The 14,349-nt window shown below is 35.5% G+C and carries 12 protein-coding genes; 5 read left to right on the forward strand and 7 right to left on the reverse strand.

Going from position 1 to position 14,349, the window contains the following annotated elements:
* Positions 1-25 precede the first annotated feature (25 nt).
* Positions 26-412 carry a DUF423 domain-containing protein gene (locus tag CJF12_RS17645; protein WP_034683706.1) on the forward strand — a complete coding sequence of 129 codons (387 nt, stop codon included), beginning with the start codon at positions 26-28 and terminating at the stop codon, positions 410-412.
* Between the two features lie 7 nt (positions 413-419).
* On the forward strand, positions 420-1,697 hold the full coding sequence (locus CJF12_RS17650) for a chloride channel protein (RefSeq protein WP_034683710.1): 1,278 nt from the start codon (positions 420-422) through the stop codon (positions 1,695-1,697).
* A 55-nt stretch (positions 1,698-1,752) separates the two neighbouring features.
* Here the strand turns inward: CJF12_RS17650 and CJF12_RS17655 are convergent, their stop codons facing one another.
* From CJF12_RS17655 to CJF12_RS17665, 3 genes are read right to left on the reverse strand one after another with little or no spacing between them, the layout of a single operon-like run.
* Positions 1,753-3,156 (reverse strand): TolC family protein, encoded by a 1,404-nt coding sequence (locus CJF12_RS17655; protein ID WP_034683715.1) that lies wholly within the window; start codon positions 3,154-3,156, stop codon positions 1,753-1,755.
* Entirely contained in the window at positions 3,140-4,453 is a 1,314-nt protein-coding gene (locus tag CJF12_RS17660; protein WP_034683719.1) for an HlyD family secretion protein, read from the reverse strand. Before CJF12_RS17660 ends, CJF12_RS17655 begins: the two co-directional genes overlap by 17 nt.
* 11 nt (positions 4,454-4,464) lie before the next feature.
* The gene (locus tag CJF12_RS17665; RefSeq protein ID WP_034683722.1) at positions 4,465-6,129 is read right to left on the reverse strand and encodes a peptidase domain-containing ABC transporter; all 1,665 of its coding nucleotides are present in this window, start codon (positions 6,127-6,129) and stop codon (positions 4,465-4,467) included.
* Positions 6,130-6,524: 395 nt separating this feature from the next.
* Between CJF12_RS17665 and sucC the strand changes: the two genes are divergently transcribed.
* Positions 6,525-7,715 (forward strand): ADP-forming succinate--CoA ligase subunit beta, encoded by a 1,191-nt coding sequence (gene sucC / locus CJF12_RS17670; RefSeq protein ID WP_034683725.1) that lies wholly within the window; start codon positions 6,525-6,527, stop codon positions 7,713-7,715.
* Between the two features lie 165 nt (positions 7,716-7,880).
* Here the strand turns inward: sucC and CJF12_RS17675 are convergent, their stop codons facing one another.
* Positions 7,881-8,774, reverse strand: a complete 894-nt coding sequence (locus CJF12_RS17675; protein ID WP_034683728.1) for a mechanosensitive ion channel family protein — start codon at positions 8,772-8,774, stop codon at positions 7,881-7,883.
* A 96-nt stretch (positions 8,775-8,870) separates the two neighbouring features.
* On the opposite strand from CJF12_RS17675, the gene CJF12_RS17680 reads away from it, so the two are divergent.
* Positions 8,871-9,506: a peroxiredoxin gene (locus CJF12_RS17680; RefSeq protein WP_034683733.1), complete on the forward strand. Its 636-nt coding sequence runs from the start codon at positions 8,871-8,873 to the stop codon at positions 9,504-9,506.
* A gap of 104 nt (positions 9,507-9,610) precedes the next feature.
* On the opposite strand, the gene CJF12_RS17685 is transcribed toward CJF12_RS17680, so the two are convergent.
* A complete protein-coding gene (locus tag CJF12_RS17685) occupies positions 9,611-10,201 on the reverse strand; it encodes a hypothetical protein (RefSeq protein WP_034683738.1) in 591 nt (196 codons plus the stop codon).
* A gap of 161 nt (positions 10,202-10,362) precedes the next feature.
* Positions 10,363-10,878: a membrane protein gene (locus CJF12_RS17690; protein WP_034683743.1), complete on the reverse strand. Its 516-nt coding sequence runs from the start codon at positions 10,876-10,878 to the stop codon at positions 10,363-10,365.
* 153 nt (positions 10,879-11,031) lie between these two features.
* Between CJF12_RS17690 and CJF12_RS17695 the strand changes: the two genes are divergently transcribed.
* Positions 11,032-12,090, forward strand: a complete 1,059-nt coding sequence (locus CJF12_RS17695; protein WP_034683746.1) for a Gfo/Idh/MocA family oxidoreductase — start codon at positions 11,032-11,034, stop codon at positions 12,088-12,090.
* Between the two features lie 202 nt (positions 12,091-12,292).
* On the opposite strand, the gene CJF12_RS17700 is transcribed toward CJF12_RS17695, so the two are convergent.
* Positions 12,293-14,194 carry an ABC-F family ATP-binding cassette domain-containing protein gene (locus tag CJF12_RS17700; protein ID WP_034683752.1) on the reverse strand — a complete coding sequence of 634 codons (1,902 nt, stop codon included), beginning with the start codon at positions 14,192-14,194 and terminating at the stop codon, positions 12,293-12,295.
* Positions 14,195-14,349: the final 155 nt, after the last annotated feature.

The raw sequence follows: 14,349 nt of genomic DNA on the forward strand, positions 1-14,349 counted from the left end.
AATCTGTTGTGATAATATTCAAAAAATGAAAACAATTACTTTAGTTTTTGGTGCTGTTTATGGCATGCTGTCAGTAATTTTAGGTGCATTTGGTGCGCACGCTTTAAAGAAAATATTAACGGTTGAAAGGCTGGAGAGTTTTGAAACCGGTGTCAGATATCAAATGTATGCAGCCTTCTTTTTACTCATTGTGGGCTACCTATTAAAATTTGAAACTTCATCAGAGAAATGGGTTTCTATACTAATGATTGCGGGAACTATGCTTTTTTCATTCAGTATCTATTTCTTAAGTCTGCAGGATTATCTTGGAGCTAATCTCAAATTTTTAGGACCGATTACTCCGCTGGGAGGTTTGCTGATGATTCTTAGCTGGGCAATGCTTATTCTTTATTTTGCTAAAAACAGAATATAGCAACATAATGAAAATTAATAGGAGACGGCGCTTAATAAGAACATTCAATCTTTTGGATCAACCTATCAGGTTTAATCCTTTTGTGTTCAGTCGGACCTTTTTTATGTGGGCGATCACAGGATTGATAGGGGGTGTTATAGCCGGATTGTATTGGATCGTTCTAGAACATTTTACAGAATTTTTAGCCCAATACCAGGGATGGATGGTAATTCCGACAATGGCGGTCTGTGGTTTACTGGCAGGGCTGGTTATCTATTTTATCGGAGATCCGGGTGAAATTCATCTGATCGTTAATAACATCAGATTCAATAAAGGGAAGCTAGATCCTAAAAATAATCCTTCCATGATCCTATCATCATTGTTTTGTGTAGCATCAGGAGGAAGCTTAGGACCGGAAGCACCTTTAGTTCAGGTTACAGGATCTACAGGAACCTGGTTAGGGAAAATCTTCAGATTAAAAGGGGAAGAATTACGCTCTTTAAGCATTGCAGGGATGGCTTCCGGCTTTACAGCTTTATTTGGAGCACCGCTTGGCGGAAGCCTTTTTTCATTGGAGATTTTACACCATAAACATGCTGTAGAATATTACAGAGCAATTATTCCTGCATTGGTTGCAAGCTGTTTCAGCTATGTTGTGTTTGCGTTGATCATTCATTTAGGAATCGGAGCTACATGGAATTTAAAGGCTTATCACTATTCAGGAGTCTATGACTTTCTGTATGCTGTTTTGTTTGCCATGGTAGCTACCTTTGTAGGCTGGATTTTTATTTTTGTAGTTAAATTTTTCAAAAGAGTTTTTGAGTATAAAAATTTTCCGATTTATATTAAAACCTTAGTTGGTGGGATTGTTCTGGGAATTATTGCCTATTATTTTCCAATCACAAGATATTTCGGACATCATGAGGTGAATGAGCTTATCAATGGCCATTTTGCACTGAGCTTCTTAATGTACATCTTAGTCTTTAAAATACTGGCAATAGCAATTACTGTAACTTCGGGATGGAGAGGTGGTTTTATTATTCCGTTGTTCTTTGTGGGAACTACTTTAGGATTGATTATCCATCACCTTTTTCCTTCTGTTGATACTACTTTGGCTATTGTAAGCTGTATGGCAGCAATTAATGCCTGTGTCACCAGAACTCCGATGAGTACCACTATTATTTTAGGAACATTAACCGGATTTACCTATTTCGTACCTATACTTTTTGCCAGTTTAACCGGGTATTTTCTGGCTCCGAAAATTCCTTTTATTGGCTCACAGTCGGAGAAACTTGTTGAAGAATAAAAGTTTTAAATTAAATAAAAAATAAAGTTCAGGAAAATACCTGAACTTTTTATTTTTAGAAGGAGAAACTTTCTTTCATCCATTTCAACTTGTTATAGCTTTTGACAAACTTTGTTTTTATAGAGATCAGTTTTGCTTGAGCGTCAATCATCTTATTTTCTCTGGAGTTGATCAGGAAAAGAGAACTTTCCCCGTTGCTGTATCTGGTCTCTTCCGCAGCAAGTAATTTTTTATAATTTCCCAGATTACTCTGTGAAAGATCGATCTGGCTATGGTAATTTAAAACTTCATTTCTATAGGTTTCGATCTTTGTAGCGAGTTCTCTTCCTTTTAGCTGTGTGTCGAGCTGGTTCTGATTGATTTTAATTTTGGCAATCTGGTAACTGGCTCTGGCTTCCCTCTGGAAAACCGGAATTTCAAGTTTTAAACCATATTGAAAATTGTTATCAAAAAGCGGGAGGAAATCAGCCCGGTAGTTTTCTTTGTTGAAAAAATTGTAGGTAAAGTCAATCTTTGGAAGAAAGCTTTGCCATTTAAGTTTACGTTCACTTTCCAGAATATTTTGCTTCTGAATATAATACAAGATCGATAAATGATTGGCTATATCCTTAGTCTGAAGATCCTGAAGAAGAAATTCAAAGTCTGAATAAGCCATGTGATCTGAAAGATCATCCGATGGATAAATAAGCTGTGAAATTTCGTATAGCTCCTGATTATCTTTCCACAGAAATAGCTGTAGCTGTTGAGTAGCTTTTACAAAATTTAAATAGGCTTCTTTCTGTTGGAGCTCAAAATTCTGTAGTTGAGAGAGTGCTTCTACTGTATCTATTGCAGGAACTTCTCCATATTCAAGAGTCTTTTGAGTAAAGTTAAGACGCTTTTTGTTGATTTCTACTGCTTTCGTCTGTAGTTGATAGATCTCAAAGCTCTGTACCCATTCCCAATAGGTGTTTTCTGCTTCCAGAAGAAGATCATTGGTCAAAACAGTCTGTTCTGCCTCAGTCATTTTCTGTGCAAATTTAGCCTGGTCCAGTATTGCTCTTCGTTTATCATATAAGAGGTTTTTAGCCAGCGGGATGGTAATTCCCATTTGATAAAGACCTCCTTTGGTATCACTCGTATTCAGTTTTTGACCATCCAGGTGATTGTAACTTGCTGTGAGATCAATTCCGTACCAGGTCGGAATTCCCAGTTCAAGGTTTTTCTGTTGGTAATATTGGGTTCCGTCGATATTTTTCTCTCCCAGTTTTCCACCCAGGACAGGATCGAAAGCTCCTCTTGCTTTGATGATTTCAGATTGAGCAATTTTATTTTGAAGCTGATATTTTAAAGCCAGCGGATGATAATTTTTTACGACAGAAATAAATTGCTGTGCAGAAATTTTAAGCGAATCCTGCGCAAGGCTGTACTGAAAAGATAAGAAGATTAAAATGAAAAGAATTTTATTTGCTTTTTTCATCTTTGTTTGCTTTGTCGTTTTTTACTTCATAATAATCCGGTGGGAAACCATTAATATTTCGCCATAGTTCATACCAAATCGGAACATCATTAAGAATGGAAATTCCCTGAACCCCAGTTCCCATTTTAATTTTAGGAGGCCATTTCTTTTCATTTTTATCCTCAATGACCAGGGCTTTAAAAAGTCCGTTAAGACTGATATTGCTTTCTACAGCAACTACTTTTCCGGCAAATGTTCCATAACTTGAATTAGGCCAGCCGGAGAATACGATGGCCGGAAATCCGTCAAACACACACATGACACGTTGCCCTTCCTTAATAAGCGGAAGATCGACAGGTTTTATGTAAACCTCTACGGCATAATCAACAGTTGTCGGAACTACAGTCCCTATATTTTCTCCATCCTTCAATATTTCACCGATTCCGGCTTTGTTAAGTTGTACAATCTGGCCATCCTGAGATGCAATAATAAAATATAACCCTTGTCTGGCTTTATAGTTGGCAACCTGATTTTCGAGTTTAGCAATATCACCATCGCTTCCTTCGATCTGACCCATACTCTGGAAACGTTCTCCCTCTATTTTACTTAGTTTTTCTGTGTAATCCTGTACTACAGAGTTCTGCTCGATTCCTGTATTTAAAATTTCCTGACGGGTCTGAGCTACTTTGTTTTCAGAAGCTGTTTTTTTAGCAACAGCATTTTGATAAGAGATGCTGCGCTGTTGAAATTGGGTAAGTGAAACGAGCCCCTCATCATACATTTTTTTCTGTCTGGAAAATTGGTCTTCCGACAGTTTGAGTTCATTAATAGCAGCTTGAAGTTCAGCTTCCTCACCTGTAAGTTTATTATTGAGCTGGCTGATTTTTATTTTCAGTTGGTTCAGCTTTAAATCTCTTGCAGAATTTAATGCCTGGAGCTGATTTTTGGCAGTTCCCACTTTAGCTTCATAATAATCTCTTACTCCTTTTTTAGCGTTAACCTGCTCTTGTGTTCTCTGTACCAAAAGCGGATCTAAATAATCATCTTTTATCTCCGAAAGCTGTAGTAGGGTATCTCCTTTTTTTACGTAGTCTCCATTTTTCACATTCCATTTGATAATTCTTCCCGGAATAGGAGAGTTCAGCTGTTGAGGTCGCTGTTCCTGATACAATGAGGTTACGTTTCCTTTTACTTTGATATTCTGTGTCCATGGAAGAAATAAGGTGATAATACCTCCGATGAGAATCACAAAAAACCATCTTTTTACTCTTGATTTTTTGTGAATCTGATATATTTTGTCGAATGACTGTAGTTTCATTGTCTTAGATTTTATGGGATAATTCTTAAAGTACCGTTTTCCATATGAAGATGCTGATCAGCATACTGCAGCAGATCTGGATTTTGTGAAACAATAATAATGGTTGTTTTCTCCTTGAGTTTTTGCAGATATTCTATCATTTTGTCCTGATATTCTTCACGAATGCCGGCAAAAGGGTTTTCGAGAATAATAAGCCTTTTTTCTCCCAGAAGAGCACGAAGAAGAAGGATCTTTTTCTTTGAGCTAAATGTAATTTCAGAATCTGTTTCACTCACTTCGGTAAAGAATCCGCTGCTAAACAAACTTGAAATATTTTCTATACCCATATTTTCCGAAAGTTCAAGAATGTCTTCCGTATTGCTTTCGGTATTTCCCAGTAATATATTTTCCCTTACGGTTCCCTGTACTATTTTCATATTTTCAAGGTAAAGCCCAATAGTATTTCTCATCTGTTTTTTATCGATGTTCTTCAATGGGATTCTATCAAAAAATATGGTTCCGGAACTTGGCTCGAAAAAGCCTGCGATCATGTTAAGAAGAAGGGATTTTCCTGTGCCTAATTTTCCAGTTAGAATATTAATAGTGTTTTCCTGTATTTTAAAATTCAGATCAGAAAGGATGGGAAGGCTTTCATTAAATAAAAAATTCACATTTTTAAACTCGATCTCGGCACCTTTTTCTTTCTTGGAAAGAACGATATCACCATTATGCTCTTCTTTCAGATCGGTTATTTTAGAAAGCTTAGCAAATGCAGCGATGAGGTCATAATAACTTTCAAGACTTACAATAAGTTTTTCTACCGCTGCCATAATACTTAATACTACAATTTCTGTGGCGATAAATGCTCCGATATTCAGTTGCTGATTAATAAGCAAATAAGTTCCTATGGCAAGCATTGCGAGAGTGATAATTACTTTAAATGCAATAATGGTTTTATATTGAAACACGAGAACCTTGAAGTGTGATGTTCTGTGATCTAGGTATTGGATCACCCTCTCATCCGTTCCTTGCAAATGAGCATCGGTTTCAGAATGCATTTTGAAGGTTTTTACAGATCCTGCGATATCTTCAATCCAGGCTGCAGTGTCATATTTTTTATTACTTTCTTCAATGCTGGATTTGATTCCGCTTTCGAGGGTATACCTGAAAATAATAATCACACAAATGACAACCAATCCTCCAAATCCTAAAAATAAAGGATGATAAAAAGAAAGCAGAAGGATCCCGAAAAAGATTTGTATGAGGGCGGTAGGGATTTCCAGAAGGATTTTTGAGATTCCTTTCTGAAGATTCTGGATGTCAAAAAATCGGTTGACTAACTCAGGGAGATAATATTTTCTGGCATATAGTAAATCTACTTTGGGGAGTTTGTCTGCAATAGCCATAGAGAATTCTACAAATATTTTTTGCTGTATTTTTTCAATGATTTCTATGACTTTTAATTTGAAATATCCTACCAGCCATGTTCCCATGACCACGAAAAAGATGAGAATATAAATAGAAGTTGCCATGGTAGCTCCCATTACGAAACTTACAATAGACTGTATTCCCAAAGGGATGCTCAGGTATACAAGCCCACTAAGAATAGCATAAAAATAGATATTGGTAACATCTTTTTTTTCTTTCGTAATGTAGCGAATGAGCCTTTTACTCTCTTCATTAGCTGTTCTTTCCATTTTTTATTTAAATATATGATAATGTATAATATGCTCAAGTCTATCTTTTGATAAATTTCTGTGAATAATACCATTTAGATCGGACTTTAAGCTTTACCTGAAAATCCTATGATATTCAGACAATGTTTTGGAGGCCCAAAGATAAAATATGATACGGATTAATTTTCTTAATATAGATTAGAATAGTATTAAAATGTCATTAAAATATCACGTCCATGCTGGATTAGATGATTCGTCGTTGTTGTGTTATCCGTATATTCACTGCGTCTGAATTTGATCAGATCAATAGTAAACTTGTTGAATGCGTTAAAAGTTCTATAAATTTCTTTTTAACCTTGTTCATTTTTAGTAAATTTGTCAACCTTTAAAATTTAAAATAAAATAATAAAAATAATATGAATCTTCACGAGTATCAATCAAAAGAGATTTTATCAAAGTACGGAGTAGCAATACAACGTGGTTTCGTAGCTAATAATGTAGACGAAGCTGTAGCGGCTGCTGAAAAATTGACTGCTGAAACCGGAGCACAGGCTTGGGTTGTAAAAGCACAAATTCACGCAGGAGGTCGTGGTAAAGGTGGAGGTGTTAAGTTTTCTCCAAACATGGATAAGCTTAAAGAAAATGCACAAAACATCATCGGAATGCAGTTGGTAACTCCACAAACTTCTGCTGAAGGTAAAAAAGTAAACTCTGTTTTGGTTGCAGAAGACGTTTATTATCCTGGAGAATCTGAAACTAAAGAATTCTATGTTTCTATTCTTTTAGATAGAGCTGAAGGTAAAAATACAATCGTATATTCTACTGAAGGTGGAATGGATATCGAGCACGTTGCAGAAGTAACTCCTCATTTGATCCATAACGAACTTATTGATCCTGCTTTAGGTCTTCAAGGATTCCAGGCTAGAAAAATTGCTTTTAACTTAGGACTTGAAGGAAATGCTTTCAAAGAATTTACAAAGTTCATTACTTCTTTATATAACGCATATGTAGGAATTGATGCTTCTCTTTTTGAAATCAACCCTGTATTAAAAACTTCTGATAACAAAATTATCGCTGTAGATGCTAAAGTAACTTTAGATGGTAACTCATTATTCCGTCACAAAGATCTTGAAGCTCTAAGAGATACAAGAGAAGAAGATCCTATCGATGTTGAAGCTGGTGAAGCTGGTCTTAACTTCGTAAAATTAGATGGTAACGTTGCTTGTATGGTAAACGGAGCTGGTCTTGCAATGGCAACTATGGATATCATCAAATTATCTGGTGGTAACCCTGCTAACTTCCTTGACGTAGGTGGTACTGCTGATGCTCAGAGAGTGCAGACTGCTTTCGGTATTATCTTAAGAGACCCGAATGTAAAAGCAATCTTAATTAACATCTTCGGTGGTATCGTAAGATGTGACAGAGTTGCTCAGGGAGTTGTAGATGCTTACAAAGCAATGGGTAGCCTTCCGGTTCCATTGATCGTAAGATTACAAGGAACTAACGCTGTTGAAGCTAAGAAATTAATTGATGAGTCAGGTCTTCCTGTACATTCAGCAATTACTTTAGAAGAAGCTGCTAATAAAGTAAAAGAAGTTTTAGCATAAGAAACTAAAATTTAAGATATAAAAAGACCGCTTTTAAAGCGGTCTTTTTTGTTGATATATGTTTTGGTAAGTATTTAAAAAGAGCAACATGTCTTTTGTCGTAAACCTATAAGGTTTAAACTTGATACTTATCTCTGTGAATTTTTACTTCAACTGAACCTCGGGTTATTTATCCTGATTGGTTGTGGTTGATGAAGCGCTGCTATTGGTAGCATTTACGGTAATGCTGGTAACAGCAGCGAGTTGTATACCATCTCCGTCAAGACGCTGTTTGATTTTTTGATAGGCATCACTTTTTGCACGGGTTAGATTGGCACCAATAGTCATCCAGAATTTTGCCTGAAGATTAAAAATCCCCTGCTTTAAATCTGTAAATATAACTTCGGCAGTGTCAAGCTTGTCTACATAATCCAAACCTTTAATAACCTCTAAAATACTTTGTTGCGCTTTATTGATATCCTGATCTACGGGAATTTCAAAATTTAAGATAATTCTTCTTTGAGGGGAGGCTGTAATATTTGAGAAAGGAGAATTAAAAATGACCTGATTGGGGATGTATACTTTTTTCCCATCATCAGTAATAATTTTTGTCGTAAGAAATCCTATTTCCTGAACAGTCCCCGAGTTGCTTCCGATTGTCACATAATCTCCTACTTTAAAAGCTTTGTCGATTCCAATCAGCATGCCTGAAAAGATACTGGCTACCAAATCTTTTAAAGCAACTCCGGCAATAACCCCTGCAACTCCTAAGCTTCCGATGAACTTCCACAAGAATCCGCTAAAGCCCATAATTTCTAATGCAAGAAAAGTTCCCATCATCATAATAAGAAACCTGAAAATCCCTAACAGAGTGACTAAGGAACTTTCTTTCTTGCTTTTCGGGAATAGCCTATGGAATATATTAACAGATATCTTGCTTAAATATTTACTGCTAATAAGAAAAAAAGTAAAAACCAGAATTCCGACGATTAGTTTTGGAGTAAGTTCGGCAAATTTTAAATACCAACTCTCTAAAACATTATACACAACTTCAACATAACTTAAACTGGTTTTCTTCATGGAATTATTTTTTTCAATTAATATACAAATTTTCAACAAAAATTTTGCCAGTTTCAAAAAGTCTACTAAATTTGTAGACTAACAAAGCAGAATATTATGTCAATCAAACTAGGAGATACCGCACCCAACTTTCAGGCAGAGACCTCTGTAGGGGATATAGATTTTTATAATTATTTAGGAGATTCGTGGGGAATTTTATTTTCACATCCTGCTGACTATACTCCTGTTTGCACGACAGAGCTGGGTTTTACATCCAAGCTGAAGCCTGAATTTGAGAAAAGAAATACCCAAGTTATTGCATTAAGCGTAGATGGGGTAGAAGACCATCAGAACTGGATCAGAGATATTAATGAAACACAGAATACGGATGTTCAGTTTCCGATTATTGCAGATAAGGAGCGGAAAATTTCAGAATTGTATGATTTTATTCATCCTAATGCTTCTGCCACTGCTACGGTACGTTCTTTATTGATTATTGATCCTGACAAAAAAGTACGTTTGATCATTACTTATCCAGCATCTACAGGAAGAAACTTTGTTGAGATCATACGTGTACTTGATTCATTACAGTTGGTAGATTCTCATAAAGTAGCAACGCCTGTAAACTGGGAAAACGGAGAGGATGTGATTATCCCGCCGTCAATTTCTACAGAAGATGCCATAAAGATATTTCCAAAAGGCGTAACAGAAATCAAGCCGTATTTAAGATATACGCCTCAACCTAATACATGATTTATTTGATTTTTTATAGTTTAGTTTTAATTTGTACGAAAAGAGCCTCGAAAATTCGAGGCTCTTTTATATACTTGTATATGAATGTGATTCTTAAAGTATAATTATTTTACATCATTGATGATTTGCTTTCCTTTAGATGTTGGAAGGAAGATACTAAATCCAACATTGAAAGTTATGGTAGAAGTTAAACCGTTATTACCGAATCCAGCTACACCATTGTATTTAACAAGTCCTTCTAATCCGATATTAGGTGTAATAAAATATGAATATCCTGGTCCTGCACCAAAATCTAGTCCTGTCGTAGAATTACCACTTTCAACTGATGATCCTCCGATACCTATGTTACCTTCAAAGAACCATCTTCCATGATGTAATAGATTATTTACTCCTTGTTCTCCAGGTGATAAATAATAACGTCCTAAACCTCCAACAGCATAGTCAAACCTAGTTTTTGAAGCTTTGGTTGTTTTACTAATACCTAAAGTAGTATAACCCCCAATAGCTAGATTATCTTCAACGAAATATGCAGCTTTAGGTTGTAACGCGATATTATATCCACCTCCTGTATTAAGTCCAAAATTACTTGCTAGAATACTACTACCTACCATCCAGTTACCTTTTTGAATCTGAGCATTTGCTGTTGTTGTTAATCCAGCCGCTGCTACTATTCCTGCTAAAATTAGTTTTTTCATAATTTATAATTTTAATAATTAATGCTTATTATTCTATTTCTCTTAAAAATCAATAAATATGCCATAGTTCTTATTTTTAGCTAATTTTACTAAAATAATGTTAAATTAAGAAAAATGAAAAAGAAATTAATTATGCCCTTTCATTAATTATTTTGCAATTTTTAGATGAAGACTAGTATAATGGAAACTATAATCCCGGCAATGGTAAATAGCATTCCTCGTTTGAAAGCTTTTGATTTAGGGTTAAACATCCAAAAGCTTGAAATGACAAAGAAGAATAATGCGATCCCGAAGAAGGTATTTAAAGGTGACAAGGTGTCCTTAGACTGGGCTTTATGAAGTTTTACCATTTTATCCAAAATAAAAGGCAGCTCTTTTTTTGAATATTTAACTTCTCCGGTTGTTAAATTGTAAGCTCCCTGTTTGAAGTAGGCGATATTCCCGATTTTATTTTCTAATTCAAGATTTTTTATTTTTAACTCCTTCCCCAGTTCTTTTTCAGAGAGATTTTTGTCAACAATAGTATTGTATTTTTTTTCTTTTTTTAAGAAATCAGTATCCCGGTAAACCAAAAGAACCCCACTTACGGCATAAACGGCCATAATTCCGGCAAGGAAATAGCCAAGGTAACGGTGTGTAATCCTCATAAAACTTCTTGTGTCCTTTATCTTATCCATATCGTTATGTTTATTGAGTTGAAAATAGAAAGGTGCAAAAGTGCACATTATGTCTTAAATACAGAAATTATTCAGACTATAATATTTTACTATATATTATATAGGTACTATAGAGAATCATTTTTCTCAATATCTTTGTTGAAAAATTAGAGTATGCAATTGGTAAAAGTTGGTCTTTGTGCTTTTGGAATGAGTGGCAAAGTTTTTCACGCTCCTTTTTTGAAAGAGCATCCTGGATTTTTCATGTCGGCGGTAGTAGAAAGAAGTAAGGAAGAGTCTAAAAATAAATACCCTGAGGCAACGATCTACCGTTCGGTAGAAGATATGTTGAAAAGCTCTGATGTTGAAGTAGTGGTAGTGAATACTCCGGTGCAAACTCATTTTGAATATGCCAAAATGGCTCTTGAAGCGGGTAAGCATGTTATTGTAGAAAAGCCTTTCACTGTGGATGTATCTGAAGCGGAACAACTGGTGAAACTTGCGGATGAAAAAGGCTTGTTTATAAGTGTGTATCAAAACAGAAGATTTGATCGTGACTTTTTGCAGGTAAAGAAAATCCTTCAGGATAAAGTCCTGGGAGATATCAAAGAAGTGGAGATTCGGTTTGATCGGTTTCGTACAGAGCCTAGCGGAAAACAGCATAAAGAAAATCCAAATCAAACAGGATCAGGATCACTTCATGATCTTGGGGCTCATCTGGTGGACCAGGCTGTACAGCTTTTTGGTTTTCCGGAGAAACTTTTTGCAGATGTTTTCTCAATGAAAGGGAGTGAATTTGCAAATGATTACTTTGAGATTTTATTGTATTATAAAAATAATATGAGGCTTCGGTTAAAATCATCTGTCTTCAGTAAAGAAGCCCACTATGCTTATATGATTCATGGAAGCAAGGGAAGTTTTTTACAGGAAAGGACTGATAATCAGGAAGCAGAACTCGTTGCCGGATCTATACCAGTTTATGGGGAAACCTGGACTGTTCCTTTAAAAGATTCTGATGGTATTCTGAATTTTCTGAATGGAGATGGACAGACCGAAAGAATTTTAACATCCAGTGAACCGGGAAATTATATGAATTATTATCAGGAAATTTATGAACATATTGTTTTTGGGTATGATTTACCTTCACCGGGAAAAGAAGTAATTCAGAATATGAAGATTATTGATGCCTCTTTAGAAAGTTCTAAGCAAGGGGAAGTTATACATCTGGTCTAGTATAGCTAAATCAATATATTATGACATGCTAAAAAGGACTTGTCTTAATTATGTCGAATCTTCGGTTTCTGAACAGAATGGAGTGGTGTGAAGATTCTATGAGGTTTCTCGATCCCTCGAAATGACATTATATAAATTCAACTATATAAAGTAATCGGCTTCATGTATCTTACATGAAGCCAAATTTTTTGTGATCTTATGATTATGCCTCTCCTAAAATTTCCTGGATTTCAAGCCATTTCATTTCATGATTCTCTAACTTCTCAGAAAGAGCTTCCAATTCAGCTGAAAGCTTTGAAATTTTTTCATAGTCGGATTCATTATTGAGTTGCTCAAGAATTTTTTCACGTTGTTTCTCTAATTCAGGCATTTCTTTTTCAATAATTTCCAATTCTCGCTGTTCCTTAAACGATAATTTTCGTTTTTTTGAAACGGCAGGCTGAGGCGTAGGGGAAGCTGGTAAATTCTCTTTGGTTTCAGATTTTGAACCTGTATTTTTTTCCATCGCTTCTTCACGGCTTTTAGCTTCTCTGTATTCTGAAAAGGTTCCTGTGAAATCTTTTATTTTTCCATTCCCCTCGAAAGCCAGAATATGATCTACAATCCGATCCATAAAATATCGGTCATGGGACACGATAATCAATGATCCCTGAAATTGTTGCAGGAAGTTTTCAAGTACCGTTAGGGTAGGAAGATCAAGGTCATTGGTAGGCTCATCAAAAATCAGGAAGTTAGGATTCTGATAAAGAATGTACATAAGGTGTAGTCTTCTTTTCTCTCCTCCTGAAAGTTTTGAGATAGGCGAATACTGCGTTTGGTCGTCAAATAAGAAGAGTCTCAGGAACTGAGATGCAGAAAGACTTTTGCCATTGGCCAGGGGATAAAATTCAGCAATCTCTTTGATGAAATCAATCACTCTTTCGTCTTCTTTATAGGTAAGGCCTTTTTGCGAAAAATAGCCGAAAGAAATTGTTTCTCCCTTTTCTATTTCTCCTTGGTCAGCTTTTTCAAGCCCTTGGATAATATTGAGAAGTGTAGATTTGCCGGCTCCGTTTTTACCTACAATTCCTACTTTTTCTCCACGTTGGAACTGGTAGCTGAAATCCTTTAATAGAAGCTTGTCTCCAAAGCTTTTATCAATATTTTTAAGCTCCAGGATTTTATTACCCAGACGTTTCATTTCAAAATCTAATTCCAGACCTTGTTTAGAAGTATCAGTTTTTGCTACTTTTTCTGTTTCGTAAAAAGAATCAATTCTGCTTTTAGATTTGGTGGTTCTCGCTTTGGGTTGTCTTCGCATCCATTCGAGTTCTTTTCTGTAAAGGTTGTTTGCTTTATCAATAGTTGCATTAAGATTATCCTCACGGATCATTTTATTTTCGAGATAGGTAGCGTAAGATCCATTATGAAAATAAAGGTTTTTGTCTTCCATCTCCCATATAATATCACAAACACTATCTAGAAAATACCGGTCGTGAGTAACGAGTAGTAAAGTAATTTTTGCTTTGTTCAGATAGTTTTCAAGCCACTCTACCATTTCCACATCCAGGTGGTTGGTAGGCTCATCCATGATTAAAAGAGTATGACGGTGCTCGGCCCTGGTTTCTGTTAACAATTTAGCTAATGCTACTCTCTTGATTTGTCCTCCGGAAAGAGTTCCCATCTTGGCTTCCAGATCTGTAATCTTCAACTGGGAAAGAATTTGTTTCATCTCATTTTCCAGATCCCATGCCTTGTGAGCCTCCATATCTGCTAAAGCTTTTTCTATAAAGTCATTATCAGTAGAATGCAAAGAACGATGATAATTCTTAAGAGCCATAATAGGTTCCGAATCAAGAGTCATCATGAATTCGTCAATGGTAAGCTGAGGATCGTAATCGATTTCCTGATCGAATAGAACAACCTGAATGTCTTTATTGATTACAACTGTACCGCTGTCTGTAATTTCTTTTCCCATCAATATTTTTAGCAAAGTAGACTTTCCGCTTCCGTTTTTAGCAACAATAGCGATTTTGTCTCCTTCATTAATATGAAAGGAAATGTTTTCAAATAAAACTTTGATACCATAAGATTTGGTAAGATTTTCAGCAGCAACGTAATTCATTTTCTATAAAGATTTCGTAGCGCAAAAATACGAAATATTAGAGGTTTTAACAGATAAATGTTTTCGTGTATTGATTAAAAGAATAGGACTGTTGATTACTTTATGTATTTGTTGTTCATGGGGAGTTATTTAAAGGAATTTTTAACTAAATGCTT

The sequence above is a fragment of the Chryseobacterium piperi genome (assembly GCF_002285635.2).
Lineage (GTDB): Bacteria > Bacteroidota > Bacteroidia > Flavobacteriales > Weeksellaceae > Chryseobacterium > Chryseobacterium piperi.

What these genes read in the sequence shown, in the direction of transcription:
- CJF12_RS17645 (WP_034683706.1), top strand. Translation starts at nt 26, where the DNA reads ATGAAAACAATTACTTTAGTTTTTGGTGCTGTTTATGGCATGCTGTCA.
- CJF12_RS17650 (WP_034683710.1), top strand. Translation starts at nt 420, where the DNA reads ATGAAAATTAATAGGAGACGGCGCTTAATAAGAACATTCAATCTTTTG.
- CJF12_RS17655 (WP_034683715.1), bottom strand. Translation starts at nt 3,156, where the DNA reads ATGAAAAAAGCAAATAAAATTCTTTTCATTTTAATCTTCTTATCTTTT.
- CJF12_RS17660 (WP_034683719.1), bottom strand. Translation starts at nt 4,453, where the DNA reads ATGAAACTACAGTCATTCGACAAAATATATCAGATTCACAAAAAATCA.
- CJF12_RS17665 (WP_034683722.1), bottom strand. Translation starts at nt 6,129, where the DNA reads ATGGAAAGAACAGCTAATGAAGAGAGTAAAAGGCTCATTCGCTACATT.
- sucC (WP_034683725.1), top strand. Translation starts at nt 6,525, where the DNA reads ATGAATCTTCACGAGTATCAATCAAAAGAGATTTTATCAAAGTACGGA.
- CJF12_RS17675 (WP_034683728.1), bottom strand. Translation starts at nt 8,774, where the DNA reads ATGAAGAAAACCAGTTTAAGTTATGTTGAAGTTGTGTATAATGTTTTA.
- CJF12_RS17680 (WP_034683733.1), top strand. Translation starts at nt 8,871, where the DNA reads ATGTCAATCAAACTAGGAGATACCGCACCCAACTTTCAGGCAGAGACC.
- CJF12_RS17685 (WP_034683738.1), bottom strand. Translation starts at nt 10,201, where the DNA reads ATGAAAAAACTAATTTTAGCAGGAATAGTAGCAGCGGCTGGATTAACA.
- CJF12_RS17690 (WP_034683743.1), bottom strand. Translation starts at nt 10,878, where the DNA reads ATGGATAAGATAAAGGACACAAGAAGTTTTATGAGGATTACACACCGT.
- CJF12_RS17695 (WP_034683746.1), top strand. Translation starts at nt 11,032, where the DNA reads ATGCAATTGGTAAAAGTTGGTCTTTGTGCTTTTGGAATGAGTGGCAAA.
- CJF12_RS17700 (WP_034683752.1), bottom strand. Translation starts at nt 14,194, where the DNA reads ATGAATTACGTTGCTGCTGAAAATCTTACCAAATCTTATGGTATCAAA.